Source organism: Rodentibacter sp. JRC1 (genome assembly GCF_020521555.1).
Taxonomy (GTDB): domain Bacteria; phylum Pseudomonadota; class Gammaproteobacteria; order Enterobacterales; family Pasteurellaceae; genus Rodentibacter; species Rodentibacter abscessus.
Genome location: NZ_BPWA01000001.1, coordinates 206,593 through 227,289, shown reverse-complemented (window position 1 = coordinate 227,289; position 20,697 = coordinate 206,593). Strand labels below are relative to the sequence as shown.

At 41.6% G+C, this 20,697-nt stretch carries 18 protein-coding genes; 4 read left to right on the top strand and 14 right to left on the bottom strand.

From position 1 onward, the window contains the following. Positions 1-7: 7 nt before the first annotated feature. From HEMROJRC1_RS01070 to HEMROJRC1_RS01005, 14 genes are all read right to left on the bottom strand, one after another. Entirely contained in the window at positions 8-490 is a 483-nt protein-coding gene (locus HEMROJRC1_RS01070) for a TlpA disulfide reductase family protein (RefSeq protein ID WP_226691227.1), read from the bottom strand. After that, complete coding sequence (locus tag HEMROJRC1_RS01065) at positions 480-1,151, bottom strand: ABC transporter ATP-binding protein (RefSeq protein ID WP_226691226.1); 672 nt, start codon at positions 1,149-1,151, stop codon at positions 480-482. The genes HEMROJRC1_RS01070 and HEMROJRC1_RS01065 overlap by 11 nt, the downstream gene beginning before the upstream one ends. A 21-nt stretch (positions 1,152-1,172) precedes the next feature. Then, positions 1,173-2,306 (bottom strand): ABC transporter permease, encoded by a 1,134-nt coding sequence (locus HEMROJRC1_RS01060; RefSeq protein WP_226691225.1) that lies wholly within the window; start codon positions 2,304-2,306, stop codon positions 1,173-1,175. Then, complete coding sequence (locus HEMROJRC1_RS01055) at positions 2,293-3,624, bottom strand: ABC transporter permease (protein WP_226691224.1); 1,332 nt, start codon at positions 3,622-3,624, stop codon at positions 2,293-2,295. The genes HEMROJRC1_RS01060 and HEMROJRC1_RS01055 overlap by 14 nt, the downstream gene beginning before the upstream one ends. A gap of 2 nt (positions 3,625-3,626) precedes the next feature. Next, positions 3,627-5,030 carry a Fe-S-containing protein gene (locus HEMROJRC1_RS01050; RefSeq protein WP_226691223.1) on the bottom strand — a complete coding sequence of 468 codons (1,404 nt, stop codon included), beginning with the start codon at positions 5,028-5,030 and terminating at the stop codon, positions 3,627-3,629. Positions 5,031-5,200: 170 nt separating this feature from the next. Next, positions 5,201-5,719 carry an iron transporter gene (locus HEMROJRC1_RS01045; RefSeq protein ID WP_226691222.1) on the bottom strand — a complete coding sequence of 173 codons (519 nt, stop codon included), beginning with the start codon at positions 5,717-5,719 and terminating at the stop codon, positions 5,201-5,203. A gap of 24 nt (positions 5,720-5,743) precedes the next feature. Continuing rightward, positions 5,744-7,636, bottom strand: coding sequence for an FTR1 family protein (locus HEMROJRC1_RS01040; RefSeq protein ID WP_226691221.1), 1,893 nt, complete (start codon positions 7,634-7,636; stop codon positions 5,744-5,746). A 395-nt stretch (positions 7,637-8,031) separates the two neighbouring features. Continuing rightward, the gene (locus HEMROJRC1_RS01035; RefSeq protein WP_226691220.1) at positions 8,032-8,979 is read right to left on the bottom strand and encodes a ribose-phosphate pyrophosphokinase; all 948 of its coding nucleotides are present in this window, start codon (positions 8,977-8,979) and stop codon (positions 8,032-8,034) included. Positions 8,980-8,995: 16 nt separating this feature from the next. Next, the gene (gene ispE, locus HEMROJRC1_RS01030) at positions 8,996-9,907 is read right to left on the bottom strand and encodes a 4-(cytidine 5'-diphospho)-2-C-methyl-D-erythritol kinase (RefSeq protein WP_226691219.1); all 912 of its coding nucleotides are present in this window, start codon (positions 9,905-9,907) and stop codon (positions 8,996-8,998) included. Further along, complete coding sequence (lolB, locus tag HEMROJRC1_RS01025) at positions 9,907-10,524, bottom strand: lipoprotein insertase outer membrane protein LolB (protein ID WP_226691218.1); 618 nt, start codon at positions 10,522-10,524, stop codon at positions 9,907-9,909. Before lolB ends, ispE begins: the two co-directional genes overlap by 1 nt. 67 nt (positions 10,525-10,591) lie before the next feature. Beyond that, positions 10,592-11,842, bottom strand: coding sequence for a multifunctional CCA addition/repair protein (locus HEMROJRC1_RS01020; protein WP_226691217.1), 1,251 nt, complete (start codon positions 11,840-11,842; stop codon positions 10,592-10,594). A 135-nt stretch (positions 11,843-11,977) separates the two neighbouring features. Then, the gene (locus HEMROJRC1_RS01015; RefSeq protein WP_226691216.1) at positions 11,978-12,589 is read right to left on the bottom strand and encodes a TIGR04211 family SH3 domain-containing protein; all 612 of its coding nucleotides are present in this window, start codon (positions 12,587-12,589) and stop codon (positions 11,978-11,980) included. A 128-nt stretch (positions 12,590-12,717) separates the two neighbouring features. After that, entirely contained in the window at positions 12,718-13,980 is a 1,263-nt protein-coding gene (locus tag HEMROJRC1_RS01010; protein WP_226691215.1) for an inorganic phosphate transporter, read from the bottom strand. 27 nt (positions 13,981-14,007) lie between these two features. Next, a complete protein-coding gene (locus HEMROJRC1_RS01005; RefSeq protein ID WP_226691214.1) occupies positions 14,008-14,688 on the bottom strand; it encodes a TIGR00153 family protein in 681 nt (226 codons plus the stop codon). 136 nt (positions 14,689-14,824) lie between these two features. Between HEMROJRC1_RS01005 and HEMROJRC1_RS01000 the strand changes: the two genes are divergently transcribed. The 4 genes from HEMROJRC1_RS01000 to HEMROJRC1_RS00985 all read left to right on the top strand — a co-directional run bounded on the left by HEMROJRC1_RS01000 (position 14,825) and on the right by HEMROJRC1_RS00985 (position 20,680). Continuing rightward, positions 14,825-15,898 carry an inorganic triphosphatase gene (locus HEMROJRC1_RS01000; RefSeq protein WP_226691213.1) on the top strand — a complete coding sequence of 358 codons (1,074 nt, stop codon included), beginning with the start codon at positions 14,825-14,827 and terminating at the stop codon, positions 15,896-15,898. Positions 15,899-15,973: 75 nt separating this feature from the next. After that, positions 15,974-17,350, top strand: coding sequence for a DNA repair protein RadA (radA, locus tag HEMROJRC1_RS00995; protein WP_226691212.1), 1,377 nt, complete (start codon positions 15,974-15,976; stop codon positions 17,348-17,350). A 70-nt stretch (positions 17,351-17,420) separates the two neighbouring features. After that, on the top strand, positions 17,421-17,903 hold the full coding sequence (lrp, locus tag HEMROJRC1_RS00990; protein ID WP_226691211.1) for a leucine-responsive transcriptional regulator Lrp: 483 nt from the start codon (positions 17,421-17,423) through the stop codon (positions 17,901-17,903). Next, on the top strand, positions 17,900-20,680 hold the full coding sequence (locus HEMROJRC1_RS00985) for a DNA translocase FtsK (protein WP_226691210.1): 2,781 nt from the start codon (positions 17,900-17,902) through the stop codon (positions 20,678-20,680). Before lrp ends, HEMROJRC1_RS00985 begins: the two co-directional genes overlap by 4 nt. The last annotated feature ends 17 nt before the right edge of the window (positions 20,681-20,697 follow it).

Below are 20,697 nucleotides of genomic sequence, written 5' to 3'. Positions count from 1 at the left end.
TAAATCTTTATCCTTTGAATAATTTATCCAGTTCTTGTTGAGGGATTTTTCCTTCAAATTTTGCTTGAATATTGCCTTTTTCGTCAATAATGAATGAAGTGGGGGTACCGACTAATTGATAGCGCTCGGCAGTGATTTTCATTTGATCTTTAATCACTGTTTGAGTGAGTTGGTGTTTGGCGACTATTGCTTTCGTATCCATCTTTTCACCGTCCACATTAATTGCAATAAGCTGCACTTTATTTGGATACAATGTTGCAAGTTTTTCAAATTCTTTAAGTTCAACAATGCAGTGGCCGCAAGTTTCCGACCAAAAAGTGAGTAAGCGAGTGCCTTGCCAATCCTGCAAATTCACTTGTTTACCTTGTAAATCATAGGCGGCAATCTCCGGTGCGTGTTTACCGAGAGCTGCTGTTTCCTCTTTGCAAGAAACCGTGCCGAAAACGACCGCACTTAAGAATAAGGATTTGAATAATAAATTAATGTTCATTTTGTTGTTCCCGTAAAAATTTACCGTGTTGAAGATAAATGGTGCGATTGGTGAGTTCACCGAGTTCCGGATTGTGAGTAACCATCACAATGGTTCTGCCTTGATGATTTAATTGTTGTAATAGATCCAACACTAAAGCTTCATTTTTTTCATCTAAATTACCGGTGGGTTCATCGGCAAAAATAACCGGTGGTTGGTTCACTAAGGCGCGTGCGATACATACGCGCTGTTGCTCTCCTCCGGACAACTGGCTGGGGCGATGATCAATACGATGTCCTAACCCCACTTGTTCCAGTACGGCTTTGGCTGCCGCTTCATCAATTACGCTGTGGTAATGCTGAGACAGCATTACATTCTCAAGCGCGGTTAAGTAAGGAATAAGATGGAATTGTTGGAATACTAAACCGATTTTTTCCGCACGAAAACGCTGACGACCGATTTCATCTAGCTGTGCGGCATCCACACCGTCTAAGATCACTTTCCCTTCGCTGGCGGTATCTAATCCGGTGAGTATGTTCATCAAAGTTGTTTTTCCGGAACCGGATGCCCCCATAATAGCAACAAATTCCCCTTGCTTAATTTGAATATTAATGTCTTCAAGGGCTGTAACTTGCCCGAAGCGTTTGTATAAATGTTGAGTTTCGATCACAAATTGGGTCATAGTTTTCTCTGATTTTTTCTTTTATTCACCTTTTAATACATTTGCCATTTGAATATTCAGTGCGCTACGTGTCGGAATAATCACGGCAATAAATGCAACGAATAGGGAAAGTGTAATGGTAATCGGGAGCACGGGTAATCGCATATCAATATAGGATTTAAATACGGTTAAACCTAAAATCTGTGCGAGTAAATAACCTAACCCTAACCCCACCACGATCGCTGCACAGGCGATAATGAGGATTTCGGTACAAATTTGTTTAATAATGTCGGATCTCTTTGCACCCAGTGCTTTTTGCAGAGCAAATTCTTTGGCTCGTTCCCCTACAATAGCAATTAATGTGGTGTTCACACAGAGGGTGGCAAGCACTAAAATGACGAAAGAAATCAATCCCATCACCCCTTTGATTTTATCTAAAATTTGCCCCTCTGAAGCGGATACCTTACGGATAGGGCGAGCCACAAGATCTTTATAATGCTGCATTATGTTATCCGCAAATTGTTCTACTTGGCCGGATTCATTTTTCACGTTGAGTAGGGCATTATTCGCAAGCCCTTCTTTTTCCAGCCAGTTTTGTGCAAATTCCAAATTAACGATTAACATATTATCCGTGGCATCACCGGCTTCCACAATGGCTTTAATGGTAAATTGATGTTTTTCTACGGCATTTTTTGATAACTGTAATTTATCGCCAAGTTTTAAGTGGAGCCTTTCCGCAAGGTTTTTGCCAATCATCGCATTACGATCATCAAAGCTTACATTAATTGCAGAACCGTTAATTTGCCAATAAGGGGCTAGGGCCTTTATTCCCTCAAAACGCACGCCCATAATGACGATTTTTTCCAGCTCACTACGTGCCACGCCATAAAGATAAGGGCTTGCCGTGGTGATGAGATCATGTGGTGCATGCCGAATAATATTATCAAGTTGATTGACTTCTATCATTTCACCGTTTGCAGAACCGATATAAAAATTAGCACCGAAAGTGCGTAGTTCTTGGCTCATTTTTGTATTAATGTCGAAATACACGGCAGCCATAGCGGTTACGATCCCCGCACCAACCGTTAAGGCGGTGAAAATAATCAGGACGCGTTGTAAACGTAGGCGAAGCGAGTGGAAAATCAACCGCCAAAACATACTTCTATTGTCTGCCATAAAGTACCTCAATCGGGTAGAGTTTGGCAATGCGATGTGCCGGAAACCAAGTGCCAATCAGTGCAATTAAAATGGAAAGTACCAATACGCAGGGAATAACGATCCAAGCAAAATCAAGTGGTGCGCCGAACAATGCGGAGCCGATAAATTTTGCCAATCCCCAGCCGGCAATACAACCGAGTGAACCACCGATAAGAGCACTGAGAATTGCCTCGCAATAAAATAGTAAGACAATTTGCCATTGGTATGCTCCCAAGGCTTTCATTAAGCCGATTTCTTTTGCCCGTTCAATAATTGAGGAACTCATTAATGAAGCTATACCCATTGCGGCGGCAACTAAAGCCGCGATAGTGACTACAGCAAGCAATAATTGAATTTTGCCGATAACGACACCTTCTGATGCCGCAACCTGCCAAATCGGGCGAACGATCGCACCGGAAACCGCTTCCTCTAATTGGTGAGAAATCGAAGAGACGTAAGCGGTGCAATACCAACGATCATATTCTTCCGCATCCAAAGCATCCGTATTTGCCCGCGCTTTACGTGAGAGTGAATTTTCCGGCACTGTAAGTGCAGAGACTTTTACCGATTGTATTTTGCCTTCTAAACCGAGTAGAGTTTGTGCAGCACTCAACGGCATCACGATTTGATTATCTTCCGCTCCGCCGGTAGTTAAAATACCCTGAATTTTAACCGCACTTTGGCGGTTAAAATCATTTTCTTGATAACTCAAATTCAACGAATCGCCAATTTTCCAGCCGTAGCGTTCGGAAAGTTGTACACCGATAAGCACGGGAACTTGCCCGCCGAAATTATCTTCGGCATCATCTACCCAATTACCCTGCACTTGCCAATAAGGGCTGATAATACGTTGTCCGGTGTGATAATCTTCTTCATCAGGAATGGCAATGTTGTGATCGAAAAACGTACCAAGAATAGATACGCGTTCAAAAAGTGCGGTTGATTTTTCCGATGTTTTTTCTGCGTTCACCATCGCGCTTAATTGCGGAGCAAAGCCCACGATATTATTGCGCCAAAAAATATCTTTGATATTCGGCAGCTCTTTTTCATCAATAAAATCTTGGCTTGCAAGTGTCGTGCCGGTATTAAATTCATTCGGTAGTGCCGCATTGCTTGCCGGTTCGATCAAAATATTCGCACCGTAAGATTTCAACTCTTTTGCCATTTTATCGCCGATATCAATAGATACCGCAAGCAGTGCCGATACTAAACCGGCAGCTAAAAACAGGGTGATAATGGCTAATAATTTACGCTTAATGCCAAAACGCCAAGATTGAAATAACATTCTGGTTAACATTGTTATTCCTCTTTTCCATTTTTGTTGCCTAAATATTTTTCAGGATCATCGCGGAACAACTCAAGATTTTTTTCATTTTCAAAGAAGTAAGTATGATTTTCATAACTATATTTATGTTCCGTTTGAGTATTTTTTAATTTTGCACCGCTAATTGGATCTTGCACCTCAATTTCCACAATGGTACTGAATAAATTTAGCCCGTCTTCCAATGAAGTGCGTTTGATGACAATTTCATTTTCCGTTTGTTGCCAATCTTCAATCGGAACAGGATTACACCCGCCCGGTTTACCGATAGACGGAATAAACATATGCACGCCGCAACCTACGCACACAACCTGATTGCCTTGCATCACGTAGCCTTGGTCACCGCATAATAAGCAAGCGTCAAATACGGCGGCAAGGCTGAGTTTGTTCGGCTGACGATTAATAATAAAAAACCGCACGGCTTTTCCATCATCTGCAATCCATACAAAGCGGTGAAGTTTACCGTCTTTTACTTGTTCAATCGGAATATGTACTTGCTGTGCTTGATCAAGCTTTACGGGGATTGCTTCGGAAAGTTGCGGTGGACGAGAAGCCACCTGTTGCCAATAAAGTTGGCTTGTCGCAATTAAAATAGCGGCAAATAATCCCCAAGAAATAATTCGTTTTGAAGTTTGCACTAAAGCCAATTTTTTACGTTTTTCAATCGGATCCGATACGGACTTAGCTTGTGCCTTGCGTGTAAAATGTGTTTTAAATGTAAATATTACTAAGGTAACAAGCATTATTATTACGCAGATTACATTTAACCAAGTTGTCAGGTTGCCTGATTTTGCCGCAAAACTTAGCCGCTCTTTAGTGAGTTCAACAATCTGTAATTTCATCAAAATGAGCAGTAATTCTCCCGATAATGGAATCACTAAGGCGAACCAAAGCAGAAAATTAAGGGCGAAAAGTGCGGTGGATTTTTTCTCTGTTTTTTGTTGTTTGAGTAAGAGGAAGTTCCACACAGAGACGGCAAAACATAAAATCACGCCGAAAATGACCGCACTTAGATTCAAAATAAAATCGGTATTAATGATATCAGTGTTTGTGAGAACAGTAATGTTGGGATCTTTCGCCCAAATTGCGCCGGCAATGAGCATTAAGGTAAATTGCCAAAAGGCGGTAATTGCGGTGGAGCTTATCCATTGACTTAGCGCAAAAAGTAAGAAGGCAATTAAAAAGCCGATGGTGAGGATTAGATTTGGTATTTGTCCGGTGGGCAAATTAAGGCGTAGCAAAATGCCGCAGCCCAATCCTAAAAGGCTCAACCAAATGAGACGTTTTGGGGAAATCACATTTTGTTTTATTGCCCAAGACGCTCCGAGTAAAAGAGAAATCGGCAATAAGGATTGTAGTAGAAAGACGAAAAAGTAGGTCATAAACAACGAAAATAGATATTACATTTTTGCCTAAATTCCAACAAGAAAGGCGGAAATTACACACGGCAATTTTACTGGAAAAAGGGAAAACAATAATTGAATTTCCCTTTTTTCGCTATCCTCTCCCGTTTGTAGCCGAGAGAGGAGATATTCGGATATGTGGTGAAAAATTATTTCAATCCGGTAAATTTAAATTCATAATTTACATCAAAAGGTTTCCACCAACGACCTACACCGGTTTCTTCATCGGTATGACGGTGCATACCTGCTTTTGACGGCGGATCAATATGATAAGTTAATTTATAGTTACCCACGCCCATCATTTTCACGTTTGCGCCATAGTGAGGGCCATCGCCGGCAACCATCGGCATAAAGGTACCTTCTTGTTTTTCGCCGGTATCGGTATTGACTAAAGTATAGTTAATGGTGAGATACGGCATCCATTCGCCGTCACCAAATCCGTTTTTATTGCCTTTCACCGAATGGATATCCGCTTCTAAATGAATGTCGGATTTCGCTGCGGGTAAGCCCATACCGCGTGGTTCCATATCGATCGGTTTTAAATAAACGGCAGCGATTTCCATACCGTTCATCGTAACGGCTTCACCGATTGGGTATTCAGTAAATGCTTGAGCGCTTGCAGCGAATAAACCTGCGCTAAGTGCGGTCGCAATGAGTGCTTTTTTCATATTAAAATCTCCTAGATTTAAAGGTTATACTGACTTTTTACTTTGATATTTCATTACTACTAAGGCAAAAAGTGCAGCGATGATTAAAATAACTTGCGGAACTAAGGTTTCGACATAAGGGTAGATGCCCAGCCACGAAATTTCCGGTGCATTGTTAATAAGTGTAGGCTCGAATAATTTGCCTTCAATCAGTTCTAATACCGATTTACCGGCAAACACGAATGCCATCACATACATAAATATGCCTGTGAACATAAAGAAAGGTTTAAGGGGGAGTTTCACTACTGTGTAGCGCATAACGAAGTAACAAATTGTCAGTAGCAATGCGCCTACAAGGAAACCGGCGAAAAGATAGATGAAACCGACCGCACTTTTGGCATCACCGGCAAGGGCATAGTAAAACAGGACGGTTTCTGCACCTTCACGATAAACCGCTAAAAAGCTGGTAAGCCATAATCCGGCTAAAGATCCTGCCGTTAATGCGGTGGAAAGTTTACCTTCCAAATAACGTTTCCAGTTTTGCGCTTCCACTTTCGAAAGAAGCCAGTAACTCATCATAAAAAGCATAACAACGGCAATAATCATGGTGAAACCTTCCAATAATTCACGATGTTGACCGGAATTTTCAAAGATAAGTTGGAAGATAAATGCCGTGACGACACTGGCGATAAGCGCTACATAAACGGATTGGCGAATAGTCGGCAGTTTGTCTTGATGATTGTTTTTTACCAAGTAGGCGATAATGGCGGCAACAATTAACAGGGCTTCCAAACCTTCACGTAAGATAATCAATAAGCTATATAGGAATAGCGACCAATCGCTTTGTTCCCCACCCTGTAACATATTGACGGCTTTTGCTAAGTTTTGGGCTAAGCCTTCCGCTTGTGCCTGTAATTTATCACCTTGATTTGCTTTCATTAGGCTGACTATTCGCGTGAAATAGCCTTCGATTTCAGCTTTGAAATCACTGTCTCGGGAACCGATTTTATTTTCCATTCCACTGTTTTCAAACACATCAAAATAGATGTCTTGTGTAGTAAGCATCGCTTTTTTCTGTTCGCCTTTTTCATAAAGTGCGATGGCTTGTTGAATACCTTGATTCACTTGGTCGGCAATTTTTTGCCAATCTTGTTCCGAGCCTTCCGTTGATTGTGTCGTATCATTTTGTATATTTTGCTCTTCTCTTGTGGTTGGCAGGTTAGGTAGCTGATCTTCAATATCTTGCAGAAGATTAGTACTCTGATAAGCAATTTCCGTCATTTGATCGGCTTGTTCGCTCAAGCGAATTAAATGATAGAATTGTTGATTGATAGCGGCTGATTGTTCGGAGGAACGGTTAGTACGAATCGCCATTTCCATTTCTGAATTTTTGTAACCATCGTATTGAGCTTGTTGAAATAATTGTTTTGCCTTGGCAAAATCGCCTCGTTCATACGTTTCAATTGCCTGAGCAACTAAATCATCAATAGTTTTAAAACTTTGTTGCCAATAGGGTAGGATTTGATCGTTCTGATATACGTTATGTTGTCCGTCAGCATTGAGTTGATGTCCGTCAATGAGAGCAGGTAACACTTGTTGTAACGCTAGTTTTAGTCCATCAATTTTAGCTTGAATTTCATCAAAGGGCTTGCCTTCGCCGATCATTTTGCGAATTTCACCGAAGGTTGCCTCCATTTGGTAACTTTTTTGAGCGGAGAAATTAATCCGAATCGGTCCTTCCAAATTCTCAAATACTTCAAAATATGCCATTTGTACTTCCGTACGTGCATCATCAGGATTGTTTTGTTGAAGTAGTGCCGTGGTTCTGTCTAGGCGGGCGGTAATATCCGATACCCATTGTTGATAATTATCTTGTGCCAAAATCGGTTGAGAAAAGAAAAATATGAGCAGTAACGTATAGCGTATAATACGTAACATTGGAATCCTTAAATGAGATTGGTTCTTATTTATTAGTATTATGCATTGATAGGAAAAAAATCTCAATAGTGAAGTTTCAATTTTGTGATATTAGTCAAATTTTGCGAAAAGTGGAGCAAAGATAGAAAACAAAGCGCGGTCAAAAAGTGCGGTCAAATTTAACCGCACTTTTAAGATAATTACATTATTATGTAGCATTTGCTTTCGGTATTCTGCAGCAGTTGCGCAAAACATCGTAGATACCCATCGATCCCGTAGGGGGCAAATTTTTGCCCACCTTTCTAATTACTTACGATATTTCTTCAACGGTGGACAAAAAATTTGCCCACCCTGCCCCCAGAAATATCAAAGCTCTTTGTGCAACGGCTATATAACGCTGCACACTTTTAAGAAAATTAGCTAAACATTGCTGAGATGGATTCTTCGTTACTGATACGGCGGATCGCTTCAGCAAGCATAGAAGAGAGGGTAAGAACGCGTACTTTGCCGATACTTTTTATTTCCGATGAAAGCGGGATTGTGTCGGTTACCACGATTTCATCAATTGCACCGCTTGAAAGATTTTTCGCAGCCGAACCGGAAAATACCGCGTGAGTCGCATAGGCAAATACGCGTTTGGCTCCGCGTTCTTTTAGTGCTTCCGCCGCTTTACATAATGTGCCGCCGGTGTCAATCATATCATCCACAAGAATACAATCACGCCCTGCAACATCACCGATTATGTGCATAACTTGTGCCACATTCGCGTGCGGGCGGCGTTTGTCAATAATCGCCATATCGGTATCGTTTAACAGTTTTGCGACCGCGCGGGCGCGTACGACACCACCGATATCCGGAGAAACCACGATTGGGTTTTCAAGATCCGTTTTTTTCAAAATGTCGTGAATTAATACCGGTGAACCGAACACGTTATCGACCGGTACATCAAAGAAACCTTGGATCTGTTCTGCGTGTAAATCGCAAGTTAATACGCGGTCGATACCTACGGTGGAAAGCATATCCGCTACGACTTTAGCGGTGATTGGCACACGGGCGGAACGCACGCGGCGATCTTGGCGTGCATAACCGAAATAAGGAATAACGGCAGTGATTCGACCGGCGGAGGCACGGCGTAAGGCATCCACCATCACGATTAATTCCATTAAATTATCGTTAGTTGGGGCACAAGTTGATTGGATGATAAAAACATCCGCACCACGCACGTTTTCATTAATTTGAACTTGAATTTCACCATCGCTGAAACGACCCACTGTCGCATCGCCAAGGGAAATGTATAAACGTTCGGAAATACGTTTGGCAAGTTCAGGTGTTGCATTACCCGCAAAGAGTTTAATGTCTGGCATTTTTTATGACCTCAGGTTAGGTTGTAGATGAATTAGAAAGATTGTGTTGTTTTAACCATTGATGTAACGGTGATACATTGAGTCCTTTCGCAATAAAACCGAATAACTCAGGTGGTTTTCGTTGAAAGCATACTTGTGCGTCGGCTTCATGATCAAATTCGGCGAATACGCAGGCACCGGTTCCGGTCAATCTTGCCGGTGCGTATTGTAGCAACCAGCTTAGGGCTTTTTCAACGTCCGGATAGAGATTTATCACAACTTTTTCACAATCGTTTTTATAAGGAAAATCAAGTAGTTCCTCTAAAGAATGTTTTGGTGTGTTACGTGGTAAGTTCGGATCATTAAAAATAGCGGCAGTAGAAATTGCGCTTTCCGGCTTTAATACAACGAACCATTTTTCAGCCGGCTCACAATATGTCATTTTTTCTCCCACCCCTTCTGCGAAAGCAGCGTGTCCGTGTATAAAAATCGGTACGTCCGCACCGAGCGTTAATCCCAGTTTCGTCAATTCAATGAGAGATAAATCGGCATTCCAAAGATGATTTAGGGCAACCAATGTTGTTGCTGCGTTAGAAGATCCGCCACCCACACCGCCGCCTATCGGCAGGATTTTCTCCAAATGAATGTTTGCACCTTTTGAAATATTCGCTTTTTCTTGTAACAATTTTGCGGCACGATAGATTAAATTCTCTTCGGTTTTAAGATTTGGGATTTCGGGAGTGATAAGAATTCGGTTATCTTGTTCACGAACATCAATTTCAAGCCAGTCGCCGAAATCAAGAAATTGGAAAAGTGTTTGGAGTTCGTGATAACCGTTGGGCAATTTGCCGTTAATATAAAGAAATAAATTCAGTTTCGCCGGACTTGGAAAGCGATTAGGCTTTCCAAGTTGTGATGAAAGTGCGGTAGAAAATTGATGTGTTTTCATTAAAAAGCCCATTCATCCACACGGATTTTTAAGGTTTGAGAAGTGCTTTTATTTTTTAATAAGATATTTTCCGGCATCGCATTTTCTGCGTGGTAATTTAAATAATCAGCCGTCCAAGTCGCGTTTTCAATCGGAAAACTAAAAGCACCGAGAAAGTGATTTAACCCTACTTTGTAATCTGAACCGGTAGGCTGACCTTTTAACCAGTAGGCTAGGTGTTCTAACGGTACGTCCATTCCGAGCATTTCTTGCAAAAGTAATTTTGCATTGCGTGCGGATTGTTGATTACCGTTGTTATCCGAAATGGTCATTCCCTGTTGGTGCATTTCGATTATTAGGGTAGATTTACTGATTAAAGAATAGAGTTTCAGTTTGTAGGATTTAGGATTTTTATATTGCCATTCAAAACGGCTGGAAAAGCGTTCTTTCGGGCTAATATAGCCGATTTGTCCTTTAGCTCGATACTGTTGAATTTTCTCGATTTTTTGTAAATGTTGCTGCCATACGGCATCGGTTTTCTCAAGATATTGTACGTTTGTCGGACGCTCCGCATCTAATGTACAAGCCGCCAGCGTTGTGGTGATAAAAAGTGCGGTCAAAAATTTAAGTGATTTCATAGATTACAAAAAGCCAAAAAAATTGTGGGTATTTTAAGAGGTTAATTCTGCTTAGTAAAGTCTGTTTTTAAGGGAGTTGATAGGCTTTTTGAGTCTCTTTAACCGCTTTTATCCGACGGCGATTGAGTTCATCCCGAATCCCTTCTTTTTCAAATCCATCGGCAATTACCTGTTGAACATCAACATTGGCTGCAATATTTAACAGCGTATTGATATAGTCAATTTGCGGATATTCCCGCTCTTCAAAACCGGTTCTTCCACGGGTATCGGCAAGACAAACCAGAAGAAAGGCTTGAAAACGTTGCGGTTTACGCCAAACATCAAAACGATTGAATAATTTTATGATGGTTTCGGGGCGAAGTTCAAAGGCTTTGTGAATGTGTGTGTGATATTCACAACTCAGTTCGGCGAGTTCTTGATAATCGGTGGGCACTTTAAAACGTTTACAGAATGCACGGGTAGGATTAATACCTGCCTTTTCATGTCCATAGTGATGGGGAAGCATTTCTTTGGGCGTAAGGGCTTTGCCGAGATCATGACAAACTGCTGAAAAACGAACCGCACTTTGATAATGTTTGGGTTGATTTTGAGTGAGTTTAACCGCTTGTTGCAATACCAACATTGTATGCACAAAACTATCAATTTCAGGATGATGTTGTACAGGGTTGGGGATACCATAAAGCGCATCAAGCTCAGGAAAAAGCACGTTCAATGCGCCGATTTTACGTAGTGTCTCAAAATAAATTTCAGGGTGTTTTTCCGTTAAGGCTTTCTCGGTTTCTTGCCAAACACGTTCCGCCGTTAAATATGACAGTTCACCGCTTTGTGTGAGTTGTTTCATTAGCTGAAAGGTTTCCTTTGCAATTTGGAAACCTAAATGATGAAAACGAGCCGCAAAACGCGCAACACGCAAAACACGTAATGGATCTTCGGCAAAAGCAGGGGAGATATGGCGTAAAATGCGGTTCTCTAAATCTGTTTTGCCTTGATAAGGATCGTAGATATTGCCCTGTGCATCTTGCGCCATTGCGTTGATTGTGAGGTCTCGGCGAATCAGATCCTGCGCTAATGTAATTTCCGGTGAAAAATCACAGATAAATCCTTTATAGCCGCTACCGGATTTACGTTCTGTTCGAGCCAGTGCATATTCTTCTTTTGTTTTAGGATTGAGAAAAACAGGAAAATCTTTGCCTACTTGTTGATAACCCTGTGATAACAGGATTTCCGGTGTCGCCCCCACGACAACCCAATCGCGATCTTTTACAGGTAAGCCCAATAGTTGATCTCGAACTGCACCGCCCACTAAGTAGATTTCCATTGATTTTCCTTAAAAATAGAACGCTCGGCGTTTATAGTGAATTAAATTTAAAAATATCTATTGCATTTCTGTGCCTTGCCGAACTGTTTTCGGGCTGTGGCTTTGTATCCGTTTTAATTTAGTTCACTACAATATTTAACCCCAGCTATCGCGACGTTTACGTCTTGGTAAAATATGCGGGATGATTAAGCCGAGTAGTAAACCGACACCCAACACTGAGCCGCCGTAAATAAACCATTGAATGGCAATTTCCCGTTTACCGGCATCAAGTAACGCTTCCAAATCACGGTTTTTGTTTTTGATGATTTCTAGTTCACGTTTAAGCTGAGAGTTTTGTTCAAGTAATTCACTGCTTTGTTGCTCTGATTGTTTAGTACGACGCTGCATTTCAACGGTACGTTGTTGCCAGTCGCTGTCTAAATGATTGAGTTTTAATGTCAATTCCTGAATTTGCGCTTTTAGCTTCGGGTTTTCCAATTTACTGCTTGGGTTGCTGCTCAGTTCTGAAGTTAAAATCCAAGCCTCACGGTTTTTGCTATCACGGATAAGACTGTATTTTCCTTGTCGTTCCAATACATTCACTTGTTCGCCGGATTGGATTGCACCTGCGATCTTAAATTGATCCCCCGCACCGCGACGAAGATAGGTATTGAGATTTTCCGTTACATATTGTGTTTCCGCATAGGCGGAGCTTACTGCCGAACCGAGTAACACACTAGAAAGTAAAAGTTTAGTCAGTGTTGACATAATTCTCCCTTAATTCTGTAAATATACGTCGTATTAACAGACTTTTTTTCACAAAGAAAGTGCGGTTAAATTTTCTAGATTATTTATCGCTATTGAAAATTTGATACTCGATTTAACCGCACTTTTGATTAATGAAAGATCGCTCGTAAAATATAAAAAATAACGATTGAAAAGAACGCTCCGGCAGGCAATGTAACCACCCATGAACTAATGATATTACGAATAACCGTTAAGTTTAATGCCGCAATACCGCGAGCAAAACCGATACCTAAAATCGCACCGACAAGGGTTTGTGTCGTAGAGATCGGTAGGCCTGTACCGGAGGCGACAACAACGGTCATTGCGGTTGCAAATTGTGCGGCAAAACCACGGCTTGGGGTTAAATCGGTGATACCCGAGCCTACGGTTGCCATCACTTTTTGTCCCATAGTGATTAAACCCACCGCAATACCTAATGCCCCAAGCGGTAAGATCCACCATGCAAGAGGTGCTTTTGAAACGATTGTACCGCCTTCATTTACGATGGTAACGACGGCTGAAAGCGGGCCGATAGCATTCGCCACATCGTTGGAGCCGTGAGCGAAAGCCATTGCGCAAGCAGTTAACAGCATTAAGATACTAAAGATCTTTTCAACCGCACCAAAGCTACCTTTTGTCGCGACTTTACTAAAGGCTTTACTGCGGAAATAGAAATGACAAAAAATTATGCCGATAAAGCTGATTACTGATGAAATTACAAGTGTCTCACTGTTAGAAAGGTTTAAGCCTACGTGTTTTAACCCTTTGGTCATAGTGACGATACAAAGCACAAATACCGTTATCCCCATATAGTAAGGACCGAATTTTTGGGCGTTTTTAAGTGGTTGATCCGTATCGAAAATTAATTTTTGGGTACTGGCAAAAATAGCATAAGCTAAAATACCGGCAACAAAAGGGGTCACGAACCAACTTCCGACAATGCTACCAATGTTTGACCAATCTACTGATCCCGGTCCGATAGTTACACAGGCAAAGCCGATAATTGCACCGATAATCGTATGTGTGCCGGAAACCGGCCAACCCATTTTGGTTGCGATACACAACCAAGCACCGGAGGCAAAGAGGGCGGAAAGCATACCTAATGCCAAAATATCCGGCGTATCCGCAAATTGCATAGGATCAATTACGCCGCTTTTAATAGTTTCGGTAACTTCACCACCGGCAAGATAAGCACCGGCTGATTCAAAAATAAGCGCGATAATAATGGCTTGTTTTGCAGTGATTGTGCCGGACCCCACGGAGGTTCCCATTGAGTTGGAAACATCATTGGCACCAATACCGAATGCCATAAAAAAACCAAACGCTGCCGTAATAAACACCAGCCATGTACCGTATTGATTAATAATTTCCATAGTGTTTTCCCTATGTTTGTCTATTTTTTACGAACGGGCCAACATTAATTCAATGCGTGAACCGACACGTTGCGCTTGGTCGGCAAGTACGCCGACCCATTCAATGATTTTATATAAGAACATTACATCGATCGGATTGTAATGGGTTTCGATGCCATAAAGCATTTTGCGCAATTTTATTTGCATCTGATCCGTGTCGTCTTCAATGGTATCGAGTTCTTGAATCATATTATTCACGAGTGTTAACTCACGACCTTTAAAACCGGTTTCAAGCAATTCGTCCATTTCTTCAATAACGAGATGTGCTTGATGAATGGAATCTAAACTGCGGCGAACATAACTTAAAAATTCTTCTTGCATTTCTTCCGGAATGCCAAGCTGGCGACCAATCATTCTGCCGGCAATATCTTTGGCGAAGTTGGCAAGTTTGTCTTGTTGAGTGACCAATTCCAATAAATCGGTACGATTGATAGGTAAGAATAAACCGCGTGGTAATTTCAAACGAATTTCACGCTTGAGGGTATCTGCTTCACGTTCGAGTTGAGAAATCTCCATACGAATGTTCTCCGCATTTTCCCAATCTTTTGAAAAGGTTTTCTCAAAAAAGGGAATTAAGAGATCACAGCATTCGGTTACTTTGTTGGAATGTTTCTGCAACGGTTTTAAGGGCGAGTGGGCAAATAATCCAAGAATATTATTCATTGCCATATCTCATTTACTCCATATCAGGGGTGAAAAATTCGTGCGCATATTACCTGATTTCGTTAGAAATTACACGAAAAAAGATCTTGATTTCTTTAAGTTTACTTGTATATTTAAACAGTTAAATTCATAAGGATTCATCATGATTAACGAAATCGAACTCAAACTTATCGTTTCGCCGGAAACATTCCATTTATTGGCTCAGCACCTTCAACAATTTAATTCGCCGGAACATAAAAGTATTTTTTTAGGGAATACCTATTATGATTATCCTGATTGTTTTCTCGCCAAACAAAAGATGGGGTTGCGTGTTCGTCGAAAAAATCAAGAAGTTACGCTCACATTAAAAACGAACGGTCAAGTAATGGGCGGGTTACATAGTCGTCCCGAATATAATTTGCCGTTAAAAGAAAAAATTAGCCCCACAAATGAATTGTTACGTAAGCTATATACTTTTGAACAATTGCCCAATACCCCCTTACAACCTATTTTCTCTACTGATTTTGACCGCACTTTTTGGTTGATCGAATTTCGTGATTCTAAAATAGAGGTATCCTTTGATTTAGGGAAGATTATACGCGAGCCCTATTCACAACCGATTTGTGAAATTGAGTTTGAATTAAAAAAAGGAAAAATAAGCGATCTTTTCCATTTTGTTGAGGAATTACCGTTTTTAACGGATATTTATTTCAGTAGTGTCAGCAAGGCAAAACGCGGTTATCAGCTCGGTCAGCCTGTGGTTTTAACTGATTGGTTAAATAAATGGCGTGATTTTTTGAAAACGGAAAGAGAAGAAAGAGTGGTAAATTTTGAGACAAAATTTAATGCGCTGTTAAAAATGGAGCAAGATTTAGTCGAAGAAACGCTTTCATCGCCAAGTGAACTATTCAACCGAGATTTTATGAAAACGGTAGAACGAGTGGGGGCATTCTTTAATCTGTATCATTATTATGACGAAAATAAAAAATTGTTGGAAACGGTGGTGTCAAATAAAAGTGATACGTTAATAGACGAAGGTTTACTTGGCATTCTGTTAGAAAGCAATCAATACTTTTTGAGTGAAATTCAAAACCTCATTCGTTTCCACAGTGAAACCAAAGATAATAAAAAAACCATTGAAAAATTGACCGCACTTTTTAAAACAGGTTCGTATTTTAAACGAATGTTAAAATTAATGCGTTTGGCAACTTCAAGCGAATCGGCGGTTCATCACTAACTTATGGGTTAAACCTCGGGTGCGTGCAGCATCTATCCTGTAATTAAGACAAACTTCATTTGATGGAGAAATAGCATGGCGAAAGCCCCGAAAACAGCTTATGTGTGTAATGATTGCGGTGCGGAATTTTCCCGCTGGCAAGGGCAGTGTTCCGCCTGTAAAGCTTGGAATACAATCAGCGAAGTGCGGTTAATTTCAGCCTCAAAATCAAAAAATGATCGTTTCAGCGGTTATGCCGGTGAAACCCAAGCGAAAATCCAAACGCTTTCTGAAATCAGCTTGCAGGAGACACCTCGCTTTACCAGTGGATTTAAAGAACTGGATCGTGTTCTCGGCGGTGGTATTGTACCGGGAAGTGCGATTTTGATTGGCGGTCATCCCGGCGCAGGAAAAAGTACACTTTTGCTACAGGTGATGTGCGGATTGGCACAAAAAATGACCGCACTTTATGTTACAGGGGAAGAATCTTTACAGCAAGTCGCAATGCGTGCCAATCGATTAGGGTTACCGAATGATAAACTCAATATGCTTTCGGAAACCTCGGTGGAGCAGATTTGCAATCTTGCCGATCAGCTTAAACCGCAAATTATCGTCATTGATTCCATTCAAGTCATGCATTTAGCCGATATTCAATCTTCCCCGGGGAGCGTGGCGCAAGTGCGGGAATGTGCTTCTTTCTTGACGCGTTATGCCAAAACACGTCAAGTGGCCATTATTATGGTGGGACATGTAACGAAAGACGGTACGCTTGCAGGGCCGAAAGTGTTAGAACACGCCATCGACTGTTCTTTGCTGTTAGAGGGGGAGTCCGATTCCCGCTATCGCACGTTACGTAGCCATAAAAACCGTTTTGGTGCGGTAAACGAATTGGGTGTGTTCGGTATGACGGAACAGGGATTGCGTGAAGTGAAAAATCCTTCCGCCATCTTTTTGAGCCGTGGAGATGAGCAAACTTCCGGGAGTTCGGTGATGGTGCTGTGGGAAGGAACACGGCCGTTGTTAGTCGAAATTCAAGCCTTAGCAGATCATTCTATGTTGGCTAATCCACGGCGTGTTGCCGTAGGGTTGGAACAAAATCGTTTAGCGTTGTTGCTTGCCGTGTTGCACCGGCACGGAGGATTGCAAATGGCGGATCAAGATGTTTTTGTAAACGTCGTCGGAGGGGTGAAAGTCACTGAAACCGGTGCGGATCTTGCGCTACTACTTGCTCTTATATCCAGCTTCCGTAATCGTCCTTTACCGCAAGATCTGGTGATTTTCGGTGAAGTGGGGCTTGCCGGTGAAATTCGTCCGGTACCGAGCGGGCAAGAACGAATTAGTGAAGCGGCAAAGCACGGTTTCAAACGTGCGATCGTACCTTTCGGAAATAAGCCGAAAAGTGCGGTCGAAAATATGCAGGTTTTCACGGTAAAGAAATTATCGGATGCATTAGACGTGCTGGATAATTTTTAGAAACTAATTGTCATACTGAAAACTTAGTGGAAATCCGCTAAAATAGCGAGTAAAAAACGGATAAACGAAAATGGAAAAAAAATTAAAAGCATTGGATGCGATTGATATAAAGATTCTCAATGAATTGCAACACAACGGTAAAATTTCTAATATTGATCTTTCTAAAAAAGTCGGATTATCACCTACACCTTGTCTAGAACGTGTGAAACGTTTAGAAAAACAAGGGGTTATTATGGGCTATCGTGCTTTACTGAACCCGGAATTGCTTGATGCCCCGCTGTTGGTGATTGTGGAGATCACATTGGTGCGGGGAAAACCGGATGTGTTTGAGGAATTTAACGCCGCTATTCAGGCGCTTGATGAAATTCAAGAATGTCATCTCGTGTCGGGAGATTTTGATTATCTACTGAAAACACGTGTGGCGGATATGGCGGCTTATCGAAAATTATTAGGCACAACGCTACTACGCTTACCCGGTGTGAATGACACGCGCACTTATGTGGTGATGGAAGAAGTTAAACAAACCAATTATCTTGTTTTAAAAGAAAAATGATTAAAAGAATTACCGAACGTTTTACTCCAAAGCAATATTTTGGAGAATTGCTCTTTGGGTTGACCGCACTTTTCGGCTTATATTTGATCATCGCTTGGTCAAGTTATACGCCGTTGGATAACTCTTGGTCAACGGCCAGTTTTCAACAGGAAACCATCAACAAAGCCGGTGCTTTTGGTGCTTGGGTGGTTGATGCCTGTTTTGTCTTTTTCGGCTATGTCGGGAATTTGATCCCGTTTTTGCTTTTTCTTGTGCCGCTGTTTTTATTAAAAGCCAAAGCCGTTCGTTCACTCTCTTTAACAAAAGTCGTGTTACGTGGTTTCGGTTTTATTATGTTGTTTATCGGTTTAACGGTAATGGCAACTTTATTGCTTTCTAACACGAATTATTACTTGTCCGGCGGCGTATTGGGCGGTAGTCTTGTGGTCTCCCTTTATCCTACACTCGGTAAGTTCGGTTGCATTTTCGCAGGTTTTGTATCTGCCGTCATCGGGTTTATTTTCTGTTCCGGTGCTTCACTAATCCGTCTTATCGTGCGTTTTTATCATTGGCTGACAATGAAAAATGATGAGAAAGAAATCGTAGAACAATCAGCTTCGATTGAAGAATTAGAACAGATTGTAATTCAAAAACCGGCGGGTTTATTTGATAAAAAGAATGAAGGCTCAGATGAACCAAGTGAAAATAATATTGCTGGAAATACGGAAATAAATGCAGAAAACCCATTGATTCAACCGGAAAAATTGATCAATATCAGCGGATTATCTCCAACCGTGAATATTTCTTCCGCCGATAAGGAAAAAACGTCGCCGTTTAATGAAACTTTTGATGGTTTTAAAACGGACGACTTAGACGAATTGCCGAAAGTGAGTATTTCAACTCAAGGTGATTTGCCGCAGCAAGCGAGTTTTACACCGATTTGGTCAAAAGAGGCCGTACAAGAAGAATCACAAAGTGCGGTTGATTTTGTACCTGTTTCTTCATTAGATGAACCTGAAATGCCGAAGGTATCACTTGCCCCGACAGGAATTAGTTCTGCCTCAAAAACGACCGCACTTTCACTCGGTCATGATATAGAAAATACCGATAAAGGACGAAACAGCCTAATGAGCCAATTTGCAACTTCTGCAGAAAAGGAAGTGAACGCAAATGAAAGTGCGTTAAAAGTAACATTGGCAGAACCTGAACTTCAAGTTCAAGAAAGGCTTCAAAATACGGCATCGGTTTACAAACCTTATGGTGATTCTTTAATTCACCCGGCACTTCAAATGCCTACCCAAAAACGTGAAAAACCAAACACACCATTGCCAAGTTTGGATTTGCTGGAACACCGTCCGACACAAGCGCAAAATATTACGCGGGAAGAAGTTGAGGAAACCTCGCGTCGTATCGAACAACAGTTACGTAATTTTAATGTGAAAGCCACCGTAAAAGATGTGCTTATAGGACCGGTGGTGACTCGTTATGAGCTTGAGTTACAGCCGGGAATTAAAGCGTCAAAGGTAACGGGAATTGATACGGATTTGGCACGCGCACTCATGTTTCGTTCTATTCGGGTCGCCGAAGTTATTCCCGGTAAACCTTATATCGGTATCGAAACCCCGAATGCGCATCGTCAAATAGTACCGTTGCGTGATGTGTTAGATTGTAAAGAGTTTCGTGAATCTAAAGCCATTTTACCGATGGCGCTAGGAAAAGATATCAGCGGTAAGCCAATTGTAGTGGATCTCGCTAAAATGCCGCACTTATTGGTTGCCGGTTCAACGGGTTCCGGTAAATCCGTGGGGGTTAATACGATGATTTTGAGTTTGCTTTTCCGTGTTCAACCGGAAGAAGTGAAATTCATTATGATTGATCCGAAAGTGGTGGAACTTTCCGTCTATAACGACATTCCGCATTTGCTAACACCGGTTGTTACGGATATGAAGAAAGCGGCGAATGCGCTACGTTGGTGCGTAGATGAAATGGAACGCCGCTATCAATTACTTTCTGCTCTTCGAGTGCGCAATATTGAAGGTTTTAATGAGAAAATCGATGAATGGGAAGGTATGGGAAAACCGATTCCGAATCCTATTTGGAAGCCGGGCGATACGATGGATCAAATGGCTCCACCATTGAAAAAATTAAATTATATCGTGGTGATCGTCGATGAATTTGCCGATCTGATGATGGTTGCAGGTAAACAAATTGAAGAATTAATTGCACGCCTTGCACAAAAAGCCCGTGCCATCGGTATTCATTTGATTTTGGCGACACAACGTCCTTCCGTTGATGTTATTACCGGCTTAATTAAAGCAAACGTACCGAGCCGTATTGCTTTTACCGTAGCAAGTAAAATTGACTCACGCACTATTTTAGATCAAGGTGGTGCGGAAGCATTACTCGGTCGCGGTGATATGTTATATTCCGGACAAGGCTCGTCCGATCTTATTCGCGTGCATGGTGCGTTTATGAGTGATAGCGAAGTCGTGCGTATTGCAGATGATTGGCGGGCACGTGGCAAACCGGATTATATTGATGGCATTTTAGAGAGTGCCGATGATGAAGAACAAACGGATAAAGCGGCAGGTGGCAGCGGTGAGCTTGATCCCCTTTTTGATGAAGTGATGGAGTTTATTCTTGCAACCGGCACAACCTCAGTTTCCTCAATTCAACGTAAATTCAGTGTGGGCTTTAATCGTGCCGCACGAATTATGGATCAAATGGAAGAGCAGGGGGTTGTAAGTGCAATGCAAAATAACAAACGTGAAATTCTTGCACGCCGTCCCGATTATTAGTTTTTACTCAAAAAAGG